The sequence below is a fragment of the Pantoea sp. SJZ147 genome (assembly GCF_007828605.1).
Classification (GTDB): domain Bacteria; phylum Pseudomonadota; class Gammaproteobacteria; order Enterobacterales; family Enterobacteriaceae; genus Pantoea; species Pantoea allii.
The window spans coordinates 255,212-271,527 of record NZ_VIVB01000004.1 but is presented as its reverse complement, the minus strand read 5'-3'; the positions used below and the strand labels follow the sequence as shown (position 1 = coordinate 271,527).

Genomic DNA, 16,316 nt, shown 5'->3' with positions numbered 1-16,316 from the left:
GTGTTTCTACACATTAGCTAACATTGATTGCCGTATCTCAGGAGACCGGGTTTGAACCACACTATTGTTTATAGTCTTTTTATTATTGGGTCCGTGCTGGTTGCGTCGAGTATCTTACTCAGTTCCTTTTCATCCCGTCTGGGCATTCCTATCCTGGTCATTTTCCTGGCGCTGGGAATGTTAGCCGGGATTGATGGCATCGGCGGTATCGCCTTCGATAATTACCCAGCCGCTTACCTGATTTCTAACCTTGCCCTGGCGATTATTCTGCTGGATGGCGGAATGCGCACCAAAGCCAGCTCGTTTAAGGTGGCGCTGGGCCCGGCACTGTCGCTGGCAACGGTAGGCGTCATTATCACGGCTGGATTAACCGGCCTGGTCGCCGCATGGCTTTTCCGGCTCGATATGATGCAGGGCTTTTTAATTGGCGCCATTATCGGTTCCACCGATGCGGCGGCGGTGTTCTCACTGCTGGGCGATAAAGGCCTGAATGAACGCGTAAGCTCAACGCTGGAAATTGAGTCTGGCAGCAACGATCCTATGGCAGTGTTTCTCACCATTACGCTGATAGAGATGATCGAGCAGGGCAAAACCGGCCTTGACTGGATGTTTGTGGTACATCTGATTCAACAGTTTGGTCTGGGCATCGTGCTGGGCCTGGGCGGCGGCTGGGCCCTGCAGCAGCTGATTAACCGCATTAACCTGGCTCCTGGCCTTTACCCTTTACTGGCACTCAGCGGCGGTATTCTGGTGTTTGCCCTGACTACGGTCCTGGAAGGCAGTGGGATTCTTGCCGTGTATCTGTGTGGTTTCTTGCTCGGCAACAGCCCTATCCGCAACCGCTTTGGCATTCTGCAAACCTTTGATGGTATGGCCTGGCTCAGTCAGATAGGCATGTTTATCGTGCTGGGCCTGTTAGTCACGCCGTCGGATCTTTGGCATATCGCGGTCCCGGCCATGATTCTCTCGCTGTGGTTGATTTTGGTTGCGCGCCCCCTGTCCGTCTTCATCGGCTTATTGCCCTTCCGTGGCTTCACCGGGCGCGAGCGGGTTTTTATCAGTTGGGTGGGCCTGCGTGGCGCGGTGCCGATTATCCTGGCGGTGTTCCCGATGATGGCGGGCCTGGAAAACGCGTCGCTCTATTTTAATATTGCCTTCTTTGTCGTGTTGGTCTCACTGATGCTGCAGGGCACCTCGCTGGGATATGCCGCGAAGAAAGCCAAAGTGGTGGTACCGCCTACGGCGTCGCCCATCAGCCGCATCGGGCTGGATATCCATCCGGAAAATCCCTGGGAGCAGTTTGTCTATCAGCTTAGTGCCGACAAATGGTGCGTAGGCGCCGCGCTGCGCGATCTACAGATGCCGCGTGAAACCCGTATCGCCGCCCTGTTTCGGGATAACGTGTTGATGCATCCAGATAGCGCGACGCGTTTAAAAGAAAACGACGTGATTTGCGTCATTGGTCGTGAGCGTGATCTGCCTGCGTTGGGAAAAATGTTCAGCCAGTCGCCGCCCGTCTCGCTGGATCAGCGTTTCTTCGGTGACTTTATTCTTGATGCCGACGCTCGCCTGAACGATGTGGCGCAAATATATGGCCTTGAACTGGATGAACACACCAACGCGCAACAATCACTGGGACAACTGATGCTCGGCATGCTCGGCGGCACGCCCGTCGTAGGCGATCAGATTGAATGGAATCAGCTCACCTGGACCGTGGCGGAAAAAGAAGATAATCAAATCGTGAAAATTGGTGTGCGCCCAAGTGAAGACAAGGAATAATCTTAATTAATTGGCGCGGTTAATTGGCTGAATTGCACTAAGCTTTTATGACATTCAGTTAAAACGGGAGTTATCCATGGGTCACGTGGTTAAAATTGGTCGCTACGAAATTGTCGATGCAGAATTCAGCAGCGAAGAACCTGTGACAGTGAGTATTCCCTGCCACACCAACCCCGGCCTGAGTTATCAGCTCGACGGCTGGGATCACGACACCAGCGTTCCGGCCTGGATTGATGACCAGGAAGTCATCTTGCACATCGGGCATTACGATAAGCAACAAGACCGCTGGGTATTAAAAAAACCAGCATGATCCTGTGAATTGCCGCCAGACAGTGGATTTGGCGGTAATTCCTAAAAAAAGCCCCTGCACGCACTGCTCATAAGTTATACTTTTAAAATATTATCTTTCAAATTAGCCACTTAAACAAAACTCACGCGATTATCGCCTGGTTTTTTAAGAATTCTTCCGTATTAACTCTGTCAAATATCTCCTGCATACTCTTCCCCAGTGCTGCATTTTTACGTGACGCAACTCACGCTTAGCGACATTTTTTCTTGCAGCGTTAATGGCTCTAATGACTGTAACAAACTGAAAACATCCCGGTTTTGGATTTTCAGTCGTTAACCCCTGAACGCGTACTTGATTCTGGTCAGGCCATCTTTTACTTAATTAAGAGAGCAGGTTTTATGGCAAGTACAATGGTAATAAACAATGCGAGTCGCTCATGGAGCGGTCTTCGTAAGAATATTCTTGTAAAGTTTGCACTCAGTTTTTCCGACCTTATTGCGCTGAATTTAGCGCTGTTTCTCTCTGCTGCCACTATTCAGGGTATTTGGGGAGATCTTGATGCGTTTATTCCACCGCATCAAATTGAAAACCGTTTTATTGCGCAGTTTATTATGTCGGTATTATGTACTGGCTGGTTTTGGATGCGTCTGCGTCACTACACTTACCGCAAACCCTTTTGGTTCGAACTGAAAGAGATTATCAAAACACTGGTTGTTTTCTCTCTGCTCGATCTGGCATTAATCGCGTTTTCTAAATGGGACTTTTCCCGCATGGTGTGGGTGTTCAGTTGGAGCTATGCCCTGCTTCTGCTGCCACTGATGCGCGCCGGCGTAAAAAAAGCCATTAATAAAGCCGGTCAATGGAAAAAAGAGACCATCATCATTGGTTCAGGTCGCAACGCCACCGAAGCCTTCGTGGCCTTACAAAGTGAAGAAATTCTCGGTTATAACGTTCAGGCGTTTATCTCTGTAGAAGACGCGCCGCAGCAGCAAAGTGTTAATGGCGTGCCCGTCATCTCGGCGAAGGATATCAACTGGAACACCATCGACCGTGACAATGTGCAGTTTATTGTCGCGATGGAGTATGAGCAGCAGCCGGAACGCGATCGCTGGTTGAAGTTTTTATCCAAAATGAACTGCCGTTCCGTGTCAGTGATCCCGACCTTACGCGGCGTGCCGCTGTACGGTACGGACATGTCGTTTATTTTTAGCCATGAAGTGATGATTCTGCGCGTAAGTAATAATCTGGCGAAGCATTCCTCACGCTTCCTGAAGCGTGGCTTCGATATTGTGGTGGCATCATTGCTACTGCTCTTCCTTGCACCGGTCTTCGGCCTGCTTTGCTACATGGTCAAGCGTGACGGCGGCAATGCGATTTACGGTCACGAACGTATCGGCCAGGATGGCAAAAAGTTCAAATGTCTCAAGTTCCGCTCGATGGTCACGAATTCCAAAGAGGTTCTGGAAAAACTCCTGGCGACCAGCGAAGAGGCTCGCCGGGAATGGGACAAAGACTTCAAGCTCAAGAAAGACCCACGCATTACAGGCATTGGCGGCTTCCTGCGTAAAACCAGTCTTGATGAGTTACCGCAGCTCTGGAACGTGATCCGTGGCGAAATGAGTCTGGTGGGACCACGACCGGTGATTGAGGCTGAGCTTGAGCGTTATGCCGGCGATGTGGATTACTACCTGATGGCAAAACCGGGCATGACCGGGTTATGGCAGGTCAGCGGTCGTAACGATATTGATTACGATACCCGCGTCTATTTTGACTCCTGGTATGTTAAAAACTGGGCGTTGTGGACGGACATCGCCATTCTGTTTAAAACGGCGGGCGTTGTATTCCGCCGCGACGGCGCTTACTGATGTAGCCAGCGATGCCTGTTTCGGACAGGCATCGCGATTTCGCCCGGTAATTCGCTTTCCTTTTGTCCTGTTAATCATTACCCTCTTCCCTCGCTTTATCGAACGTTTACCCTCTGGTTGCTATGCAAAAATATACCTTATTGTTATTGAGCCTGGTGTTACTGGCACCTTTAGGCATCGATCTCTATTTACCGACGCTGCCCCAGATCGCCGAAGGCTTATCAACACCTGTTGCCCTGGTGCAAACGACTATCCCACTCTTTTTGCTGGTGATGGGCCTGGGGCAACTGGTCAGTGGCCCGCTGGTGGACAACTATGGACGTAAGCCTATCGCCTTGCTGGGCCTGGCGCTCTATATTGCTGGCAGCGCCATCGCCGCCACAGCGACCTCTTTCCCGCTGTTTTTACTGGCCCGTCTGGTACAGGGTTGCGCGGTATGTTGCAGCGCGGTGGTGGCCTTTAGCGGCGTGCGTGACCGACTGAGCGGCGATGATGCCGCCCGGGCTTATGGCTTCCTGAATGGCGCACTGAATATTGTGCCCGCACTGGCTCCGTTACTGGGTGGGCTGTTGGCCAGCGCCTTTGACTGGCGAGCGCCCTTCTGGTTCCTGTGCGCTTACGCGGCAGTAGTGATGCTGATGGTTATCGTCTGGCTCCCTGAAACGCGCCCGGCGGATACGCTGCGCGTTAAAGGCCTTCCCGTGAATCAGTACGCCACCATTCTCCGTCAACCTCGCTTCCTGGCCTTTGCTTTTGCCAATGCGGGCGCCCTGGGCATGGTGCTGACCTATGTGTCACTGGCCCCACAGGTATTAATGACCGAAGGCGGTCTGTCCCCTCTGGCTTTCTCTTTCGCCTTCGGCGCCAATGGTTTTTGGATCATGATGGTTAGCGTGGTGGTGAATAAAGCGATTCGTAAAGCGGGCCGACCGTTTTGCCTGGCCATCGGCTTTATTACGATGCTAACGGGTGCCGTGCTGCTGGTGGCCGGCATGACGTTATTCCCTGCGAGTATGCAATCCCACTGGGCGCTGTATATGTTTCCGGTCGCGGTTGCCGTAGCTGGCCTGGCCTTTACCGTTGGGCCAGCCACCAGCTATGCGCTGGAGCCCTATCAACAACAGGCGGGCGTCGCTTCAGCGCTACAGGGGTTTATTCAGATGGCGGGAGGCGCAGCAGGCAGCCTGCTCGTCGTGGCTCTGCCAATGGCAGAAAAGCTGTCGCTGACGTTAATGATGCTGCTGGGTGCAGCGCTGGCCTTCCTGGCCTGGCGCTGCAGCAAAAACATGCAAAGTCGTATTACCGCTGTTAAATAAGCTTAACCGGTACGCGGGGTGCCAGTGCGCACATGAGCTCATAGCCCACGGTTCCGGCTGCTTTCGCCACCTGATCGATTTTGACGTTTTCGCCCCATAACTCGACAGACGAGCCAATGCCAGCCTGCGGGCAAGGCGTGAGATCAACCGTAATCATGTCCATAGACACCGCGCCGACAACCTGCGTCATAATGCCGTCAACGGCAACCGGGGTGCCTGTCGGCGAATGGCGCGGATAACCATCTGCATAGCCGCAGGCTACCACGCCGATACGCTGTGGCTGCTTTGCATGATAGCGGTAGCCATAGCCTACGCCATCTCCAGCCTGAAGTTGCTGCACGCCAATAATCTCACTGGTGAGCGTCATCACCGGCTTCAGACCACTGCTGGCGATATCCTGCCAGTCACCGCTTGGTGAGGCGCCGTACAGTATGATCCCCGGGCGCACCCAGTCGTGATGTGCTTCGGGATGCCACAGCGTACAGGCCGAATTGGACAATGAAAGCGGGCTTTCCAGCCCTTCCGTGGCCTGCGCGATGCGCTTTAACGGCTCGACAATACCGTCAGGATTTTCCGCATCGGCAAAGTGCGCCATCAACGTGATATCCCCGACGTTTTCAATCGCACGCAGTTTATGCCAGATCCCATTGACCTGCTCAGGACGGAACCCCAGACGGTTCATACCGCTGTTGATCTTCAGATAAATATCAACAGGCGCAGAAAGCGTGGCATTGGCCAGGGCGTGAATCTGCCAGTTGCTGTGCACACTGGTGGTCAGTCGGTAGCGATCGATTAATGCCAGGTCATCAGGATGAAAGAACCCTTCGAGCAGTAATATCGGCTTTTTCCAGCCCTGCTCGCGCAACATAATGGCCTCTTCCATGTTAAGCAGAGCGAAACCATCGGTCGCTGACAGGCTTTCCCATACGCGGGCAATGCCGTGACCATAGGCATTCGCTTTGACCACTGACCAGATGCGTGACGCAGGAGCCGCCCGGCGCGCAATCGCCAGGTTATGTCGCAACGCGTGTTGATCGATGGTAGCGACAATTGGACGTGACATACTTCCTCTCCCTGAAGGCTTAACGGGTAGCGTTAACGTTGCGAAGCGGCGATCGGCTGGCCGCAAAACCGGGTAAATAGCGAAAGACGGTGAGATCATCTGCGGCTATCGCGGATGATGTCCCGGACATGACGTCAGCGAGTAACTGACCGGAGCCGCACGCCATTGTCCATCCCAGTGTACCGTGTCCGGTATTCAGATAAAGATTCGAGAGCGGCGTAGCGCCAACCACTGGCGTTCCATCTGGCGTCATAGGACGCAGGCCGGTCCAGAAACTCGCCTGGCTGACATCACCGCCTTCAGGATAAAGGTCTGTGACCACCATCTCCAGGGTTTCACGACGCGCCTCCAGCAGTTTGGTGTTAAAACCAACAATCTCGGCCATGCCGCCGACGCGAATACGGTTATCAAAGCGCGTCACTGCCACTTTATAGGTTTCATCAAGAATTGTAGAAACCGGTGCCGCATCGGGATTGGTCACCGGAATCGTCAGGGAATAGCCTTTAAGCGGATAGACGGGAATATCGACGATATTCTTCATCAGCGAGGTCGAATAGGAACCCAGCGCCACGACATAGCCGTCGCCTTTAATCACTTCCTCACCGCACTTCACGCCATAAATACGATTACCGTCGCGTAGCAACTGATCGATTGGCGTATTAAAACGGAAGACAACTCCGGCTTCTTCGGCCATTTTTGCCAGACGTTGAGTAAAAAGTTGGCAATCCCCGGTTTCATCATTCGGCAGGCGTAATCCGCCGGTGAGTTTATGGTGGGTCGCCGCCAGTGCAGGCTCGACGCTGGACAGCTGATGCGCCTCCAGCAACTCGTAGGGCACGCCGGCCTCGCGCAGTACAGCAATGTCTTTACTGGCGCTGTCAAACTGCTGCTGGGTACGAAACAGCTGCAGCGTGCCGCCCTGGCGGCCTTCGTAGGCAATGCCGGTTTCGGCACGGAGCGCTTTCAGGCAATCACGGCTGTATTCTGCCAGGCGGACCATGCGGCTTTTGTTTTGCTGGTAATGACGCATATCGCAGTTGCGCAGCATGTTCCACATCCATTCGAGCTGAAAGCGACTGCCGTCCAGCCGGATTGCCAGCGGAGCATGACGCTGGAACATCCATTTCATTGCCTTCAGCGGTACACCCGGCGCCGCCCAGGGCGCAGCATAGCCCGGAGAGATCTGTCCGGCATTCGCGGCGCTGGTCTCCATAGCGGGCTGAGGCTGACGATCGATCACGGTGACCTGGTGCCCGGCGCGCGCCAGATACCATGCGCTTGTTACGCCTACTACGCCACTTCCAAGAATCACTACGTGCATAAGTCCCCCGCGAAATTAAAAAGCATAATCCACTGTTCACTGGTTTACATTCAGTGTGATCACAAAGTGGAAACATCTTCTAAACAATTCAACTATTTCACCTCTTTTTCCGTCAGCAGGTAACTAAAATCATTTCACAGACTGAAATTCAGAGATTTATGCGCCCTGATGCAAAAAATCAGGCATAAATGACATTGTTTATAGTTAATTCCTCCTCTTGCAGGAGAATCATTTGACGCGCGCCTTTATCCTAAAAAGCAGTGTTTTATGCTAAAAAAAACCCACAGCGCAGCAAGTAGGGCTATTTAATCCCAACCCTTTCAACCTGAAATGATTTTTCTGCCAAAGAATTCGTTTGAGTTCCCCGATCGGATAAGCGACAGTGAACTATCATTGATATGTTCACTCAGTTTTTTTGGGTTTCCTTTCTCAGGAAGAGCCTTAAATAAATCGTAACGGGCAGCCAGTCAGCGTTAGCTCGTTCGCCAAAACAGAGGTGCGCTATGACCACAATCTTTGACGATTCCCTCATGGACAGCAAACGAATTAGCGATGGTCCTGACTGGACATTCGAATTACTGGATGTCTATCTGGCTGAAATTGACCGTGTAGCCAAACACTACGGTCTGGACACCTATCCGCACCAAATTGAAGTGATCACCTCAGAACAGATGATGGATGCCTACTCCAGTGTCGGCATGCCGATTAACTACTCGCACTGGTCATTCGGCAAAAAATTTATCGAGACTGAACAGCGCTATAAACACGGACAGCAAGGCCTGGCTTACGAGATTGTGATTAACTCCAATCCCTGTATCGCCTACCTGATGGAAGAGAACACCATGACCATGCAGGCGCTGGTGATGGCCCATGCCTGCTACGGACATAACTCCTTCTTTAAAAACAACTACCTGTTTCGGAGCTGGACCGACGCCAGCTCCATCGTCGATTATTTGCTGTTTGCTAAAAATTACATCTCTGACTGTGAAGAGCGTTACGGTGTAGAGGAGGTAGAGCGCCTGCTTGATTCCTGCCATGCCTTAATGAACTACGGGGTTGATCGCTATAAACGTCCGCAGAAGATCTCGCTGCAGGAAGAGAAAGCACGGCAGAAAAGCCGTGAAGAGTATTTACAGAGTCAGGTGAATACGCTGTGGCGTACGTTGCCACGACGGGAAAAAGAAGCCACTCAGATTGAAGCGGCGCGTTACCCGTCAGAGCCGCAGGAAAACCTGCTCTACTTTATGGAAAAGAATGCCCCGCTGCTTGAATCCTGGCAGCGTGAAATTTTGCGTATCGTCCGTAAGGTGAGCCAGTATTTTTACCCGCAGAAACAAACCCAGGTGATGAATGAAGGCTGGGCAACCTTCTGGCACTACACCATCCTGAATCACCTCTATGATGAAGGCAAAGTGTCTGAACGCTTTATGATGGAGTTTTTGCACAGCCATACCAACGTCATTTTTCAGCCGCCTTATAACAGCCAGTGGTACAGCGGGATTAATCCGTATGCGTTAGGTTTTGCCATGTTCCAGGACATCAAACGCATTTGCCAGTCGCCCACCGAAGAAGATCGCTACTGGTTCCCGGATATTGCGGGTTCTGACTGGCTTAAAACGATGCATTTTGCGATGCGTGAATTTAAAGATGAGAGCTTTATCAGCCAGTTCCTGTCGCCTAAGGTCATGCGTGACTTCCGTCTGTTTACCGTGCTGGATGACGATCGTAATAACTTTCTGGAGATTGCAGCTATCCACGATGAATCCGGCTACCGCGCCGTTCGCCAGCAGCTTTCGGCGCAGTACAACCTGAGTAATCTGGAACCCAACATACAGGTTTATAACGTCGACTTACGCGGCGATCGTTCACTGACGCTGCGCTATGTACCGCAAAGTCGTGCACCGCTGGATAAAAGCCGCCGGGAAGTGCTTAAGCACGTCCATCGCCTGTGGGGGTTTGATGTGATTCTGGAACAACAGAATGAAGACGGAACGGTAGAGCTACTGGACCGAAATCCACCGCGTAACTCCCCGCTGTAAATGGACAAAAAAAAACCGGACGTCACGTCCGGTTTTTTATTAACGCTTGCTGCCTAAATCGTCAGGCATCGTTTTTTGCATTGAATGCCAGATATCACCGCTCTGACGACCATAGCGGCGCACGCACTCGACGATTTCGTCCTGAGTGGGCTCTTTATCACACAGGGCAAGCAGCGTCTGATAGAAATCCCTGGCCACTTTGCGGGCTTCCGGATTAGAAAAGTAGTGTCGTCCAACCCGGGTATAGAGCCCTTTTAGCCCGTTCAGGATCAGGCCATAGATTGGGTTGCCGGAGGCAAACGCCAGGCCACGGAACACCTTGTAATCCAGTTCGGTATAGCTATCGACCTGGTCTTCAGCACTATTGACGGCCTCCAGCACTTCGCGCGCCTTCTCAGGATAATGGCGTAATGCGCGGCTAATAAAGATAGAGGAAATATTGGTGCGAACGGATAACAGGTTATCGATCAGTGCGGGCACGCTGTCGTGATCGAGTCGCGCCAGGGTTTCAAGAATATTAAGACCCGAGGTTTCCCAGAAGTTGTTAACGCGCGTGGGTTTACCGTGCTGAATCGTCAGCCAGCCGTCACGTGCCAGACGCTGTAACACTTCACGTAACGTGGTGCGCGTCACGCCAATCAGTTCAGAAAGCTCACGTTCAGCAGGAAGAATCGATCCGGGTGGAAAACGGCTGTTCCAGATGCTTTCAATTATATACTCTTCAGCAAATCCGGCTGGACTCTGCGCCTTAATAACCATAACTGTGTGTTCTCATTGCTTTCTGGATCGTAATGGGCACTCATCATACCAGACGCCCTATAGCGGATATAGCCTGCACAACGATTAAAAGCGCGGTTTAGCACAAAATTAAGACAGATTACCGTGATAATCTCTGACGCCATTTAAGCCCGCATCACACCTCATTTTTGCGCCTGCACCACCGCAACGGCTGGCGTCTTGCCCATACGGTTTAGCGCCACCGGCGAACAGCTATAACATGCTGTGTGGCGGTTTGCGTGAGGTCATTAATCTGGAGCAGTGTCAGGTCATGTTTGTACATGATTTTTTATCCACGCAGGATGGCGTGCAGCGACTTTTGGTTTACACTGCGGGCTTGACGTTTACAGGGAATGCAATATGTTGCGATATTTAAACCAATGTTCGCGTGGTCGCGGTGCCTGGTTATTACTGGCACTCACAGCACTGGCCTTGGAGCTTACGGCGTTATGGTTTCAGCATGGTTTGGGCTTCAAACCCTGCGTAATGTGTATTTATGTCCGCTGCGCGCTGTTCGGCGTAGTGGCGGCAGGCGTTATCGGCTTTCTTCTGCCTCGCTCACCGTTACGCCTGGTGGCGATTCTGGTGTGGATTTACAGCGCCTGGAAAGGGCTGCAGTTGTCTTACGAACACACGATGATCCTGCTGCATCCCAATCCCTTTGTGACCTGTGATTTCGCCGCGCGTTTCCCGACATGGTTGCCGCTGGATAAATGGCTGCCGTCGGTATTTGTTGCCAGCGGGGATTGCTCAGATCGCGGATGGGATTTTCTGTCTCTCAGCATGCCACAGTGGATGATCGGTATTTTCGCCGCCTATCTGTTGGTCGGCGTGCTGGTACTGATCGCTCAGCCGTTGAAACCTAAACGCCGCGACTTATTTAGTCGCTAACGTAAAAAAGGCTGCCGCTGGCAGCCTTTCGTTTATAAGCATCATCCGTTCCGATCTGGCCGGTCGATAATATGATCTTCCCAGTCGCGGACTTCACTTTCCCGCACGGCAATATAGCGCACCGAAATACGCTGAGCGTGCATCTCGGTTTTTGACCCTGCGCGCAACGGGTGCCAGGCCGGTAGCGGTTTCCCCTCGCCCAGGAGTCGATAGGCGCAGGTACGAGGCAACCAGTTAAAGGTCGTCAGGTTTTCGCGCGTCAGCTTGATGCAGTCTTCTTCATATTCAAACCGGCGCTCGTAATTGCGACACTGGCAGGTTTTGATGTTGAGCTGGTTACAGGCGACGTTGGTGAAATAAATTTCATCGGTATCGGCGTCCTGTAACTTGTTCAGACAGCACTGGCCACAACCATCACACAAGGATTCCCATTCCTCATCGCTCATTTGTGCCAGGCGCTTGTGTTGCCAGAAAGGGGTTTCAGTCATGATGGTTGTCCAGATTTAGCGTAAACCGCACCTTATAAAGATATTGGCCCAATGATGCAAGTTTTACAGTAACCGCGTGCTGATGCCATGGCCCGCGATGGAAACCTCTAACGTATCGCCAGCGTGCATTGGCCCAACGCCTTCCGGCGTACCGGTCAGGATGACGTCACCCGCGTGCAGGGTAAAATACTGGCTCATATGGGCAATCAGCGGCAGGATTTTGTGAATCATATCGGCGGTATTGCCGTGCTGACGAACCTCACCGTTCACGACCAGCTTCAGTTCGGTGTTCTGTGGATCACCTGAAAATTCCGCAGTTGGAATAAAACCCGACAGAGGACAGGCGTTATCAAAGGCTTTCGCTTTTTCCCAGGGCTGCCCGGCTTTTTTTAAGCCCGCCTGGAGATCGCGCAGGGTTAAATCCAGTGCCACACCATAACCGGCAATGGCTTTGGCCACATGCGCGTCTGAAGCCTGTTTCAGGGTGGTGCCAATCAGCACCGCCAGCTCAACCTCATGATGCACTTCACCAAACGCATCAGGAATCGATAAAGGCTGACGCATATCGCATAAGGCCGTTTGCGGTTTAATAAAAATTACCGGTTCGGTTGGTGTCGCACTGCCCATTTCTTTAATGTGCTTCGCATAGTTACTGCCAACACACACCACTTTACCCACGGGATAATCTAACAAAGCGCCTTGCCAGTTACGATGCTGATACATGCTAATCCCCTGCTTATGTTACCGAAATGTCAGCCATATCGGCGGGTTGACGTTACGGACAGACAGCACGCAAAGCCAGCCTGCTCATAACGGTTAAGAGTGGTTAAACCTGACAGATGCGTGAAAATTGTCAACAAGTCAGCCAGGCTATTTGTGCGTCACCGCGAACCGATGACCGATCGGATTGCGCGGAAAAAGCAACAAAACAGCGGTGCTGCACAATTATTATTCGCCCCGGCTGGGAATATAAATTGGCTGCCGACAGTCGCGCAAAATTTATATTAAAGGAACAATCCGAGTTAATCTTTTCTGTCGTGTTCGAGATGCGTTTTTAACAAACTTTCGATCGGTGGGGGAATTTGCAAATAATATCCCTGCTCGCTTAAACCCTGCTTAACGTTATTGATGTCTGCATTGGCCAGTTTGTCGCGTTGGGCAAGGTTTACCTCCATCGCGAGTTGTGGCTTACCAAAGCCTTTGAGCAGGGCGTCAGGAACGCGTGAAAAATCGTCCTTTTTTTCAACGTAGAGATAAGTTTGGTCGCGGACCGGACTTCTGTAGATCACACAAAACATATTTTTTACTCGAATTAACCAGCGCTGAGGCTTGTTTGAATATAGCGGTAACTATAACATGCTTGCAGTACTTCGAATATTCGCCGATCGCGCTTTAACGATGCTTTTATCATCGCTTAGCACAGGGTAGTAAAACAGGACTGAGTCGGGACAGATGCCGCAATCGCCAATCGAATTTAAGGGAAGCAGTTTTACCTTGTCCGTCGTTCATTTGCATCACCATGAGCCAGAGGTGATCCGCAAAGCGCTCCAGGACAAAATTGACCAGGCTCCAGATTTCCTGAAGAACGCACCCGTGGTGCTGAATGTTGCGGCCCTCGATGCCGCGGTGAACTGGAAACAGATGCAGCAGGCCGTGAGCGAAACGGGACTGCGTATCGTCGGGGTCAGTGGATGCAAAGATGATGCGCTGAAAAAAATGATTGCCCGCGTCGGACTTCCGGTGCTGGCTGAAGGCAAAGAGAGCCACAAGCGTGACGCGCAGGAGCCGGAACTCAAGCCCGTTGCAGCCGAACCGCTGGTAGCGAAAACACGCATCGTTAACACGCCGGTGCGCTCTGGCCAGCAAATTTATGCCCGCAATGCGGATTTGATCGTCACCAGCAGCGTGAGCGCCGGTGCGGAACTGGTCGCTGATGGCAATATTCACATCTATGGCATGATGCGTGGCCGTGCTCTGGCAGGTGCCAGCGGTGACAGTGATTGCCAGATTTTTTGCACCAACCTTGCAGCAGAGTTGGTTTCTATCGCCGGGGAGTACTGGATCATGGATCAAATCCCCGAAGCGTTTTTTGCTAAAGCAGCACGCCTCTGTCTTCAGGATGGCGCGCTGACTATACAGACACTTAATTAGGCCCCTTTTCTTTCGTTAAGGAAATCAACATTTATGGCACGCATTATTGTAGTTACATCCGGTAAAGGGGGCGTTGGTAAGACCACGTCAAGCGCGGCCATCGCCACCGGTTTAGCGCAGAAAGGCAAAAAAACGGTTGTCATCGACTTTGATATCGGCCTGCGTAACCTTGATTTAATCATGGGTTGCGAACGCCGGGTTGTTTACGATTTTGTTAATGTCATTCAGGGTGATGCCACGCTGAACCAGGCATTGATTCGTGATAAGCGCACTGAGCAACTTTATATTCTGCCAGCCTCACAAACCCGTGATAAAGACGCCCTGACTCGTGAAGGTGTCGAAAAGGTCCTGAACGATCTTGCAGAGATGGCGTTTGATTTCATCGTCTGTGATTCGCCAGCCGGCATTGAAACCGGGGCGTTAATGGCACTGTATTTTGCAGATGAAGCCATTATTACCACTAACCCGGAAGTCTCCTCTGTCCGCGACTCTGACCGTATTCTCGGCATCATCTCTTCAAAATCCCGCCGCGCTGAAACCAGCCAGGAACCGGTTAAGGAGCATCTGCTGCTGACCCGTTATAACCCGGGTCGCGTTAATCGTGGCGATATGCTGAGCATGGAAGATGTGCTGGAAATTCTGCGTATTCCTCTGGTCGGCGTGATCCCGGAAGATCAGTCCGTGCTTCGTGCCTCTAACCAGGGCGAGCCGGTGATTCTGGACGGTGAGTCTGATGCTGGTAAAGCCTATGCCGATACCGTTGACCGGTTACTCGGTGAAGTTCGCCCCTTCCGCTTTATTGAAGAAGAGAAGAAGGGTTTCCTGAAACGCCTGTTCGGGGGATAAACCATGGCATTACTTGATTTCTTTTTATCCCGGAAGAAGAACACTGCCAATATAGCCAAGGAAAGGCTACAGATTATTGTGGCAGAACGGAGAAGGGGCGACAGTGAGCCCCATTATCTTCCGCAACTTAAGCGCGACATTCTTGAAGTGATTTGCAGATACGTGAAGATTGATCCGGACATGGTGACGGTTCAACTCGATCAGAAAGGGGATGATATCTCCATTCTTGAACTGAACGTCACGCTACCCGAAACGGAAGACGTGCCTAAATGACGTCAACCGTTTCCTGACTTTCCCCTGCGCAGTTGCAGGGGAAATTTTTTACAGCCCGGCAAGGATGTCGGTAATACCGGGTTTCAGCACCTCGCCACGCCAGCCTGTTAACAGCTCGGGTTCGCGGTTCTGTGGCTTAAGCCCCCAGTGCTGACTTAACACCTGATTGATCTGTCGACGAGACGCCAGCAGTTCCTGACTAAAACCACTCTGTTCACTCACCTGCTGTACCAGCGCTTTGATTGCCTTAAACGCCCGCTTGTAATTCACATGATCCACCAGATTGCTTAACGGCGGCGGTAACGCACTCTCATCCAGCTCAGCGGCTTCTGCCACCTGCGCCAGCATCGCCCTGCCGTGGAAACGAATCTCATGGCCCGATAAGCCCAGATGATCTAACTCACCCTGAGAACCCGGCATAAAACGTGCGACTTTCCACAGGTTCTCTTCACGCACCACAAAATTGACCGCCATGTCTTTTTCACGCGCCACTTTCAGGCGCCATGCCGCCAGGCGTTGCAGCGCCGCCAACTGGCGAGGACGCAACTGCCAGGCGTTAGTGATGTCACGCCACGCATCCTCCGGCGCTAACGTATCCAGCCGACGCTGACACAGGTTTTCGCATTCACTCAGTGCCGCGGCCATATTACCGGCCTGCTCAACCTGCTGTATCAGTTGATGAGCAATCGGCAGCAGGTAATGCACATCCGCCGCCGCATACTGGCACTGCCGTTCCGTGAGCGGACGGGCTAACCAGTCGGTCCGCGCTTCACTCTTATCTAATTCAACCTGCGTAAAGTGCGCCACCATTGAAGCAAATCCCCAGGAAAGCGGCTGACCACTGAAAGCCGCCAGAATCTGTGTATCAATCATCGGCTGTGGCAGGACACCGAAACGGTGCAGGAACACTTCCAGATCTTCCCCACCCGCATGGAGAAATTTCGTCACGCGGGTGTCCGTTAGCAGTTCAATAAACGGTGACCAGTCACGAACGGGTAACGGATCGATCAACACTAACTGTTCGCCATCAAACAGCTGAATCAGTCCCAGCTGCGGATAGTAAGTACGGGTACGGACAAATTCGGTATCCAGGGCGACGGCCGTATGCTGGCGTGCTTTGTGGCACACCTCGGCCAGGTGATCATCGTTCTCGATCAGGGAATAGTTCACGTTCAGTTTTCACCGCAGCCGACAACGTGCGGTGCTCCATGTTAAAAG

16 protein-coding genes are annotated in these 16,316 nt (G+C 52.2%); 9 read left to right on the top strand and 7 right to left on the bottom strand.

Annotated elements, in window-relative coordinates; genetic code table 11:
• Positions 1-51: 51 nt before the first annotated feature.
• The 4 genes from FBY13_RS08370 to FBY13_RS08355 all read left to right on the top strand — a co-directional run bounded on the left by FBY13_RS08370 (position 52) and on the right by FBY13_RS08355 (position 5,249).
• Positions 52-1,779 (top strand): potassium/proton antiporter, encoded by a 1,728-nt coding sequence (locus FBY13_RS08370; protein WP_063879823.1) that lies wholly within the window; start codon positions 52-54, stop codon positions 1,777-1,779.
• Positions 1,780-1,855: 76 nt separating this feature from the next.
• Positions 1,856-2,089, top strand: a complete 234-nt coding sequence (locus FBY13_RS08365; RefSeq protein WP_096010503.1) for a DUF1480 family protein — start codon at positions 1,856-1,858, stop codon at positions 2,087-2,089.
• A 377-nt stretch (positions 2,090-2,466) separates the two neighbouring features.
• Positions 2,467-3,933: an undecaprenyl-phosphate galactose phosphotransferase WbaP gene (gene wbaP, locus FBY13_RS08360; RefSeq protein WP_145393958.1), complete on the top strand. Its 1,467-nt coding sequence runs from the start codon at positions 2,467-2,469 to the stop codon at positions 3,931-3,933.
• Positions 3,934-4,055: 122 nt separating this feature from the next.
• Positions 4,056-5,249, top strand: coding sequence for a multidrug effflux MFS transporter (locus FBY13_RS08355; protein ID WP_145393957.1), 1,194 nt, complete (start codon positions 4,056-4,058; stop codon positions 5,247-5,249).
• On the opposite strand, the gene dadX is transcribed toward FBY13_RS08355, so the two are convergent.
• Complete coding sequence (gene dadX / locus FBY13_RS08350) at positions 5,242-6,312, bottom strand: catabolic alanine racemase DadX (RefSeq protein WP_063879827.1); 1,071 nt, start codon at positions 6,310-6,312, stop codon at positions 5,242-5,244. The two genes, FBY13_RS08355 and dadX, sit on opposite strands and share 8 nt — an antisense overlap.
• 19 nt (positions 6,313-6,331) lie before the next feature.
• Positions 6,332-7,633, bottom strand: a complete 1,302-nt coding sequence (locus FBY13_RS08345) for a D-amino acid dehydrogenase (RefSeq protein WP_145393956.1) — start codon at positions 7,631-7,633, stop codon at positions 6,332-6,334.
• Between the two features lie 503 nt (positions 7,634-8,136).
• On the opposite strand from FBY13_RS08345, the gene FBY13_RS08340 reads away from it, so the two are divergent.
• The gene (locus tag FBY13_RS08340) at positions 8,137-9,672 is read left to right on the top strand and encodes a SpoVR family protein (protein ID WP_063879829.1); all 1,536 of its coding nucleotides are present in this window, start codon (positions 8,137-8,139) and stop codon (positions 9,670-9,672) included.
• Between the two features lie 39 nt (positions 9,673-9,711).
• Here the strand turns inward: FBY13_RS08340 and fadR are convergent, their stop codons facing one another.
• Entirely contained in the window at positions 9,712-10,431 is a 720-nt protein-coding gene (gene fadR, locus FBY13_RS08335; protein ID WP_063879830.1) for a fatty acid metabolism transcriptional regulator FadR, read from the bottom strand.
• Between the two features lie 378 nt (positions 10,432-10,809).
• Between fadR and dsbB the strand changes: the two genes are divergently transcribed.
• Positions 10,810-11,340: a disulfide bond formation protein DsbB gene (dsbB, locus tag FBY13_RS08330; RefSeq protein WP_145393955.1), complete on the top strand. Its 531-nt coding sequence runs from the start codon at positions 10,810-10,812 to the stop codon at positions 11,338-11,340.
• A gap of 41 nt (positions 11,341-11,381) precedes the next feature.
• Here the strand turns inward: dsbB and FBY13_RS08325 are convergent, their stop codons facing one another.
• The 3 genes from FBY13_RS08325 to FBY13_RS08310 form a co-directional block, all read right to left on the bottom strand.
• Positions 11,382-11,828, bottom strand: a complete 447-nt coding sequence (locus FBY13_RS08325) for a YcgN family cysteine cluster protein (RefSeq protein WP_063879832.1) — start codon at positions 11,826-11,828, stop codon at positions 11,382-11,384.
• A 63-nt stretch (positions 11,829-11,891) separates the two neighbouring features.
• Positions 11,892-12,551 (bottom strand): fumarylacetoacetate hydrolase family protein, encoded by a 660-nt coding sequence (locus FBY13_RS08320; RefSeq protein WP_145393954.1) that lies wholly within the window; start codon positions 12,549-12,551, stop codon positions 11,892-11,894.
• Between the two features lie 299 nt (positions 12,552-12,850).
• Positions 12,851-13,126 carry a YcgL domain-containing protein gene (locus tag FBY13_RS08310; RefSeq protein ID WP_145393952.1) on the bottom strand — a complete coding sequence of 92 codons (276 nt, stop codon included), beginning with the start codon at positions 13,124-13,126 and terminating at the stop codon, positions 12,851-12,853.
• Positions 13,127-13,280: 154 nt separating this feature from the next.
• On the opposite strand from FBY13_RS08310, the gene minC reads away from it, so the two are divergent.
• Genes minC through minE form a run of 3 tightly spaced genes read left to right on the top strand, consistent with a single transcriptional unit; the run spans position 13,281 to position 15,098 of the window.
• A complete protein-coding gene (minC, locus tag FBY13_RS08305) occupies positions 13,281-13,979 on the top strand; it encodes a septum site-determining protein MinC (protein ID WP_145393951.1) in 699 nt (232 codons plus the stop codon).
• Between the two features lie 33 nt (positions 13,980-14,012).
• A complete protein-coding gene (minD, locus tag FBY13_RS08300; RefSeq protein WP_063879836.1) occupies positions 14,013-14,825 on the top strand; it encodes a septum site-determining protein MinD in 813 nt (270 codons plus the stop codon).
• A gap of 3 nt (positions 14,826-14,828) precedes the next feature.
• Positions 14,829-15,098, top strand: a complete 270-nt coding sequence (gene minE, locus FBY13_RS08295) for a cell division topological specificity factor MinE (RefSeq protein ID WP_063879837.1) — start codon at positions 14,829-14,831, stop codon at positions 15,096-15,098.
• A 48-nt stretch (positions 15,099-15,146) separates the two neighbouring features.
• Here the strand turns inward: minE and rnd are convergent, their stop codons facing one another.
• On the bottom strand, positions 15,147-16,268 hold the full coding sequence (gene rnd / locus FBY13_RS08290) for a ribonuclease D (protein ID WP_109716448.1): 1,122 nt from the start codon (positions 16,266-16,268) through the stop codon (positions 15,147-15,149).
• Positions 16,269-16,316 lie beyond the last annotated feature (48 nt).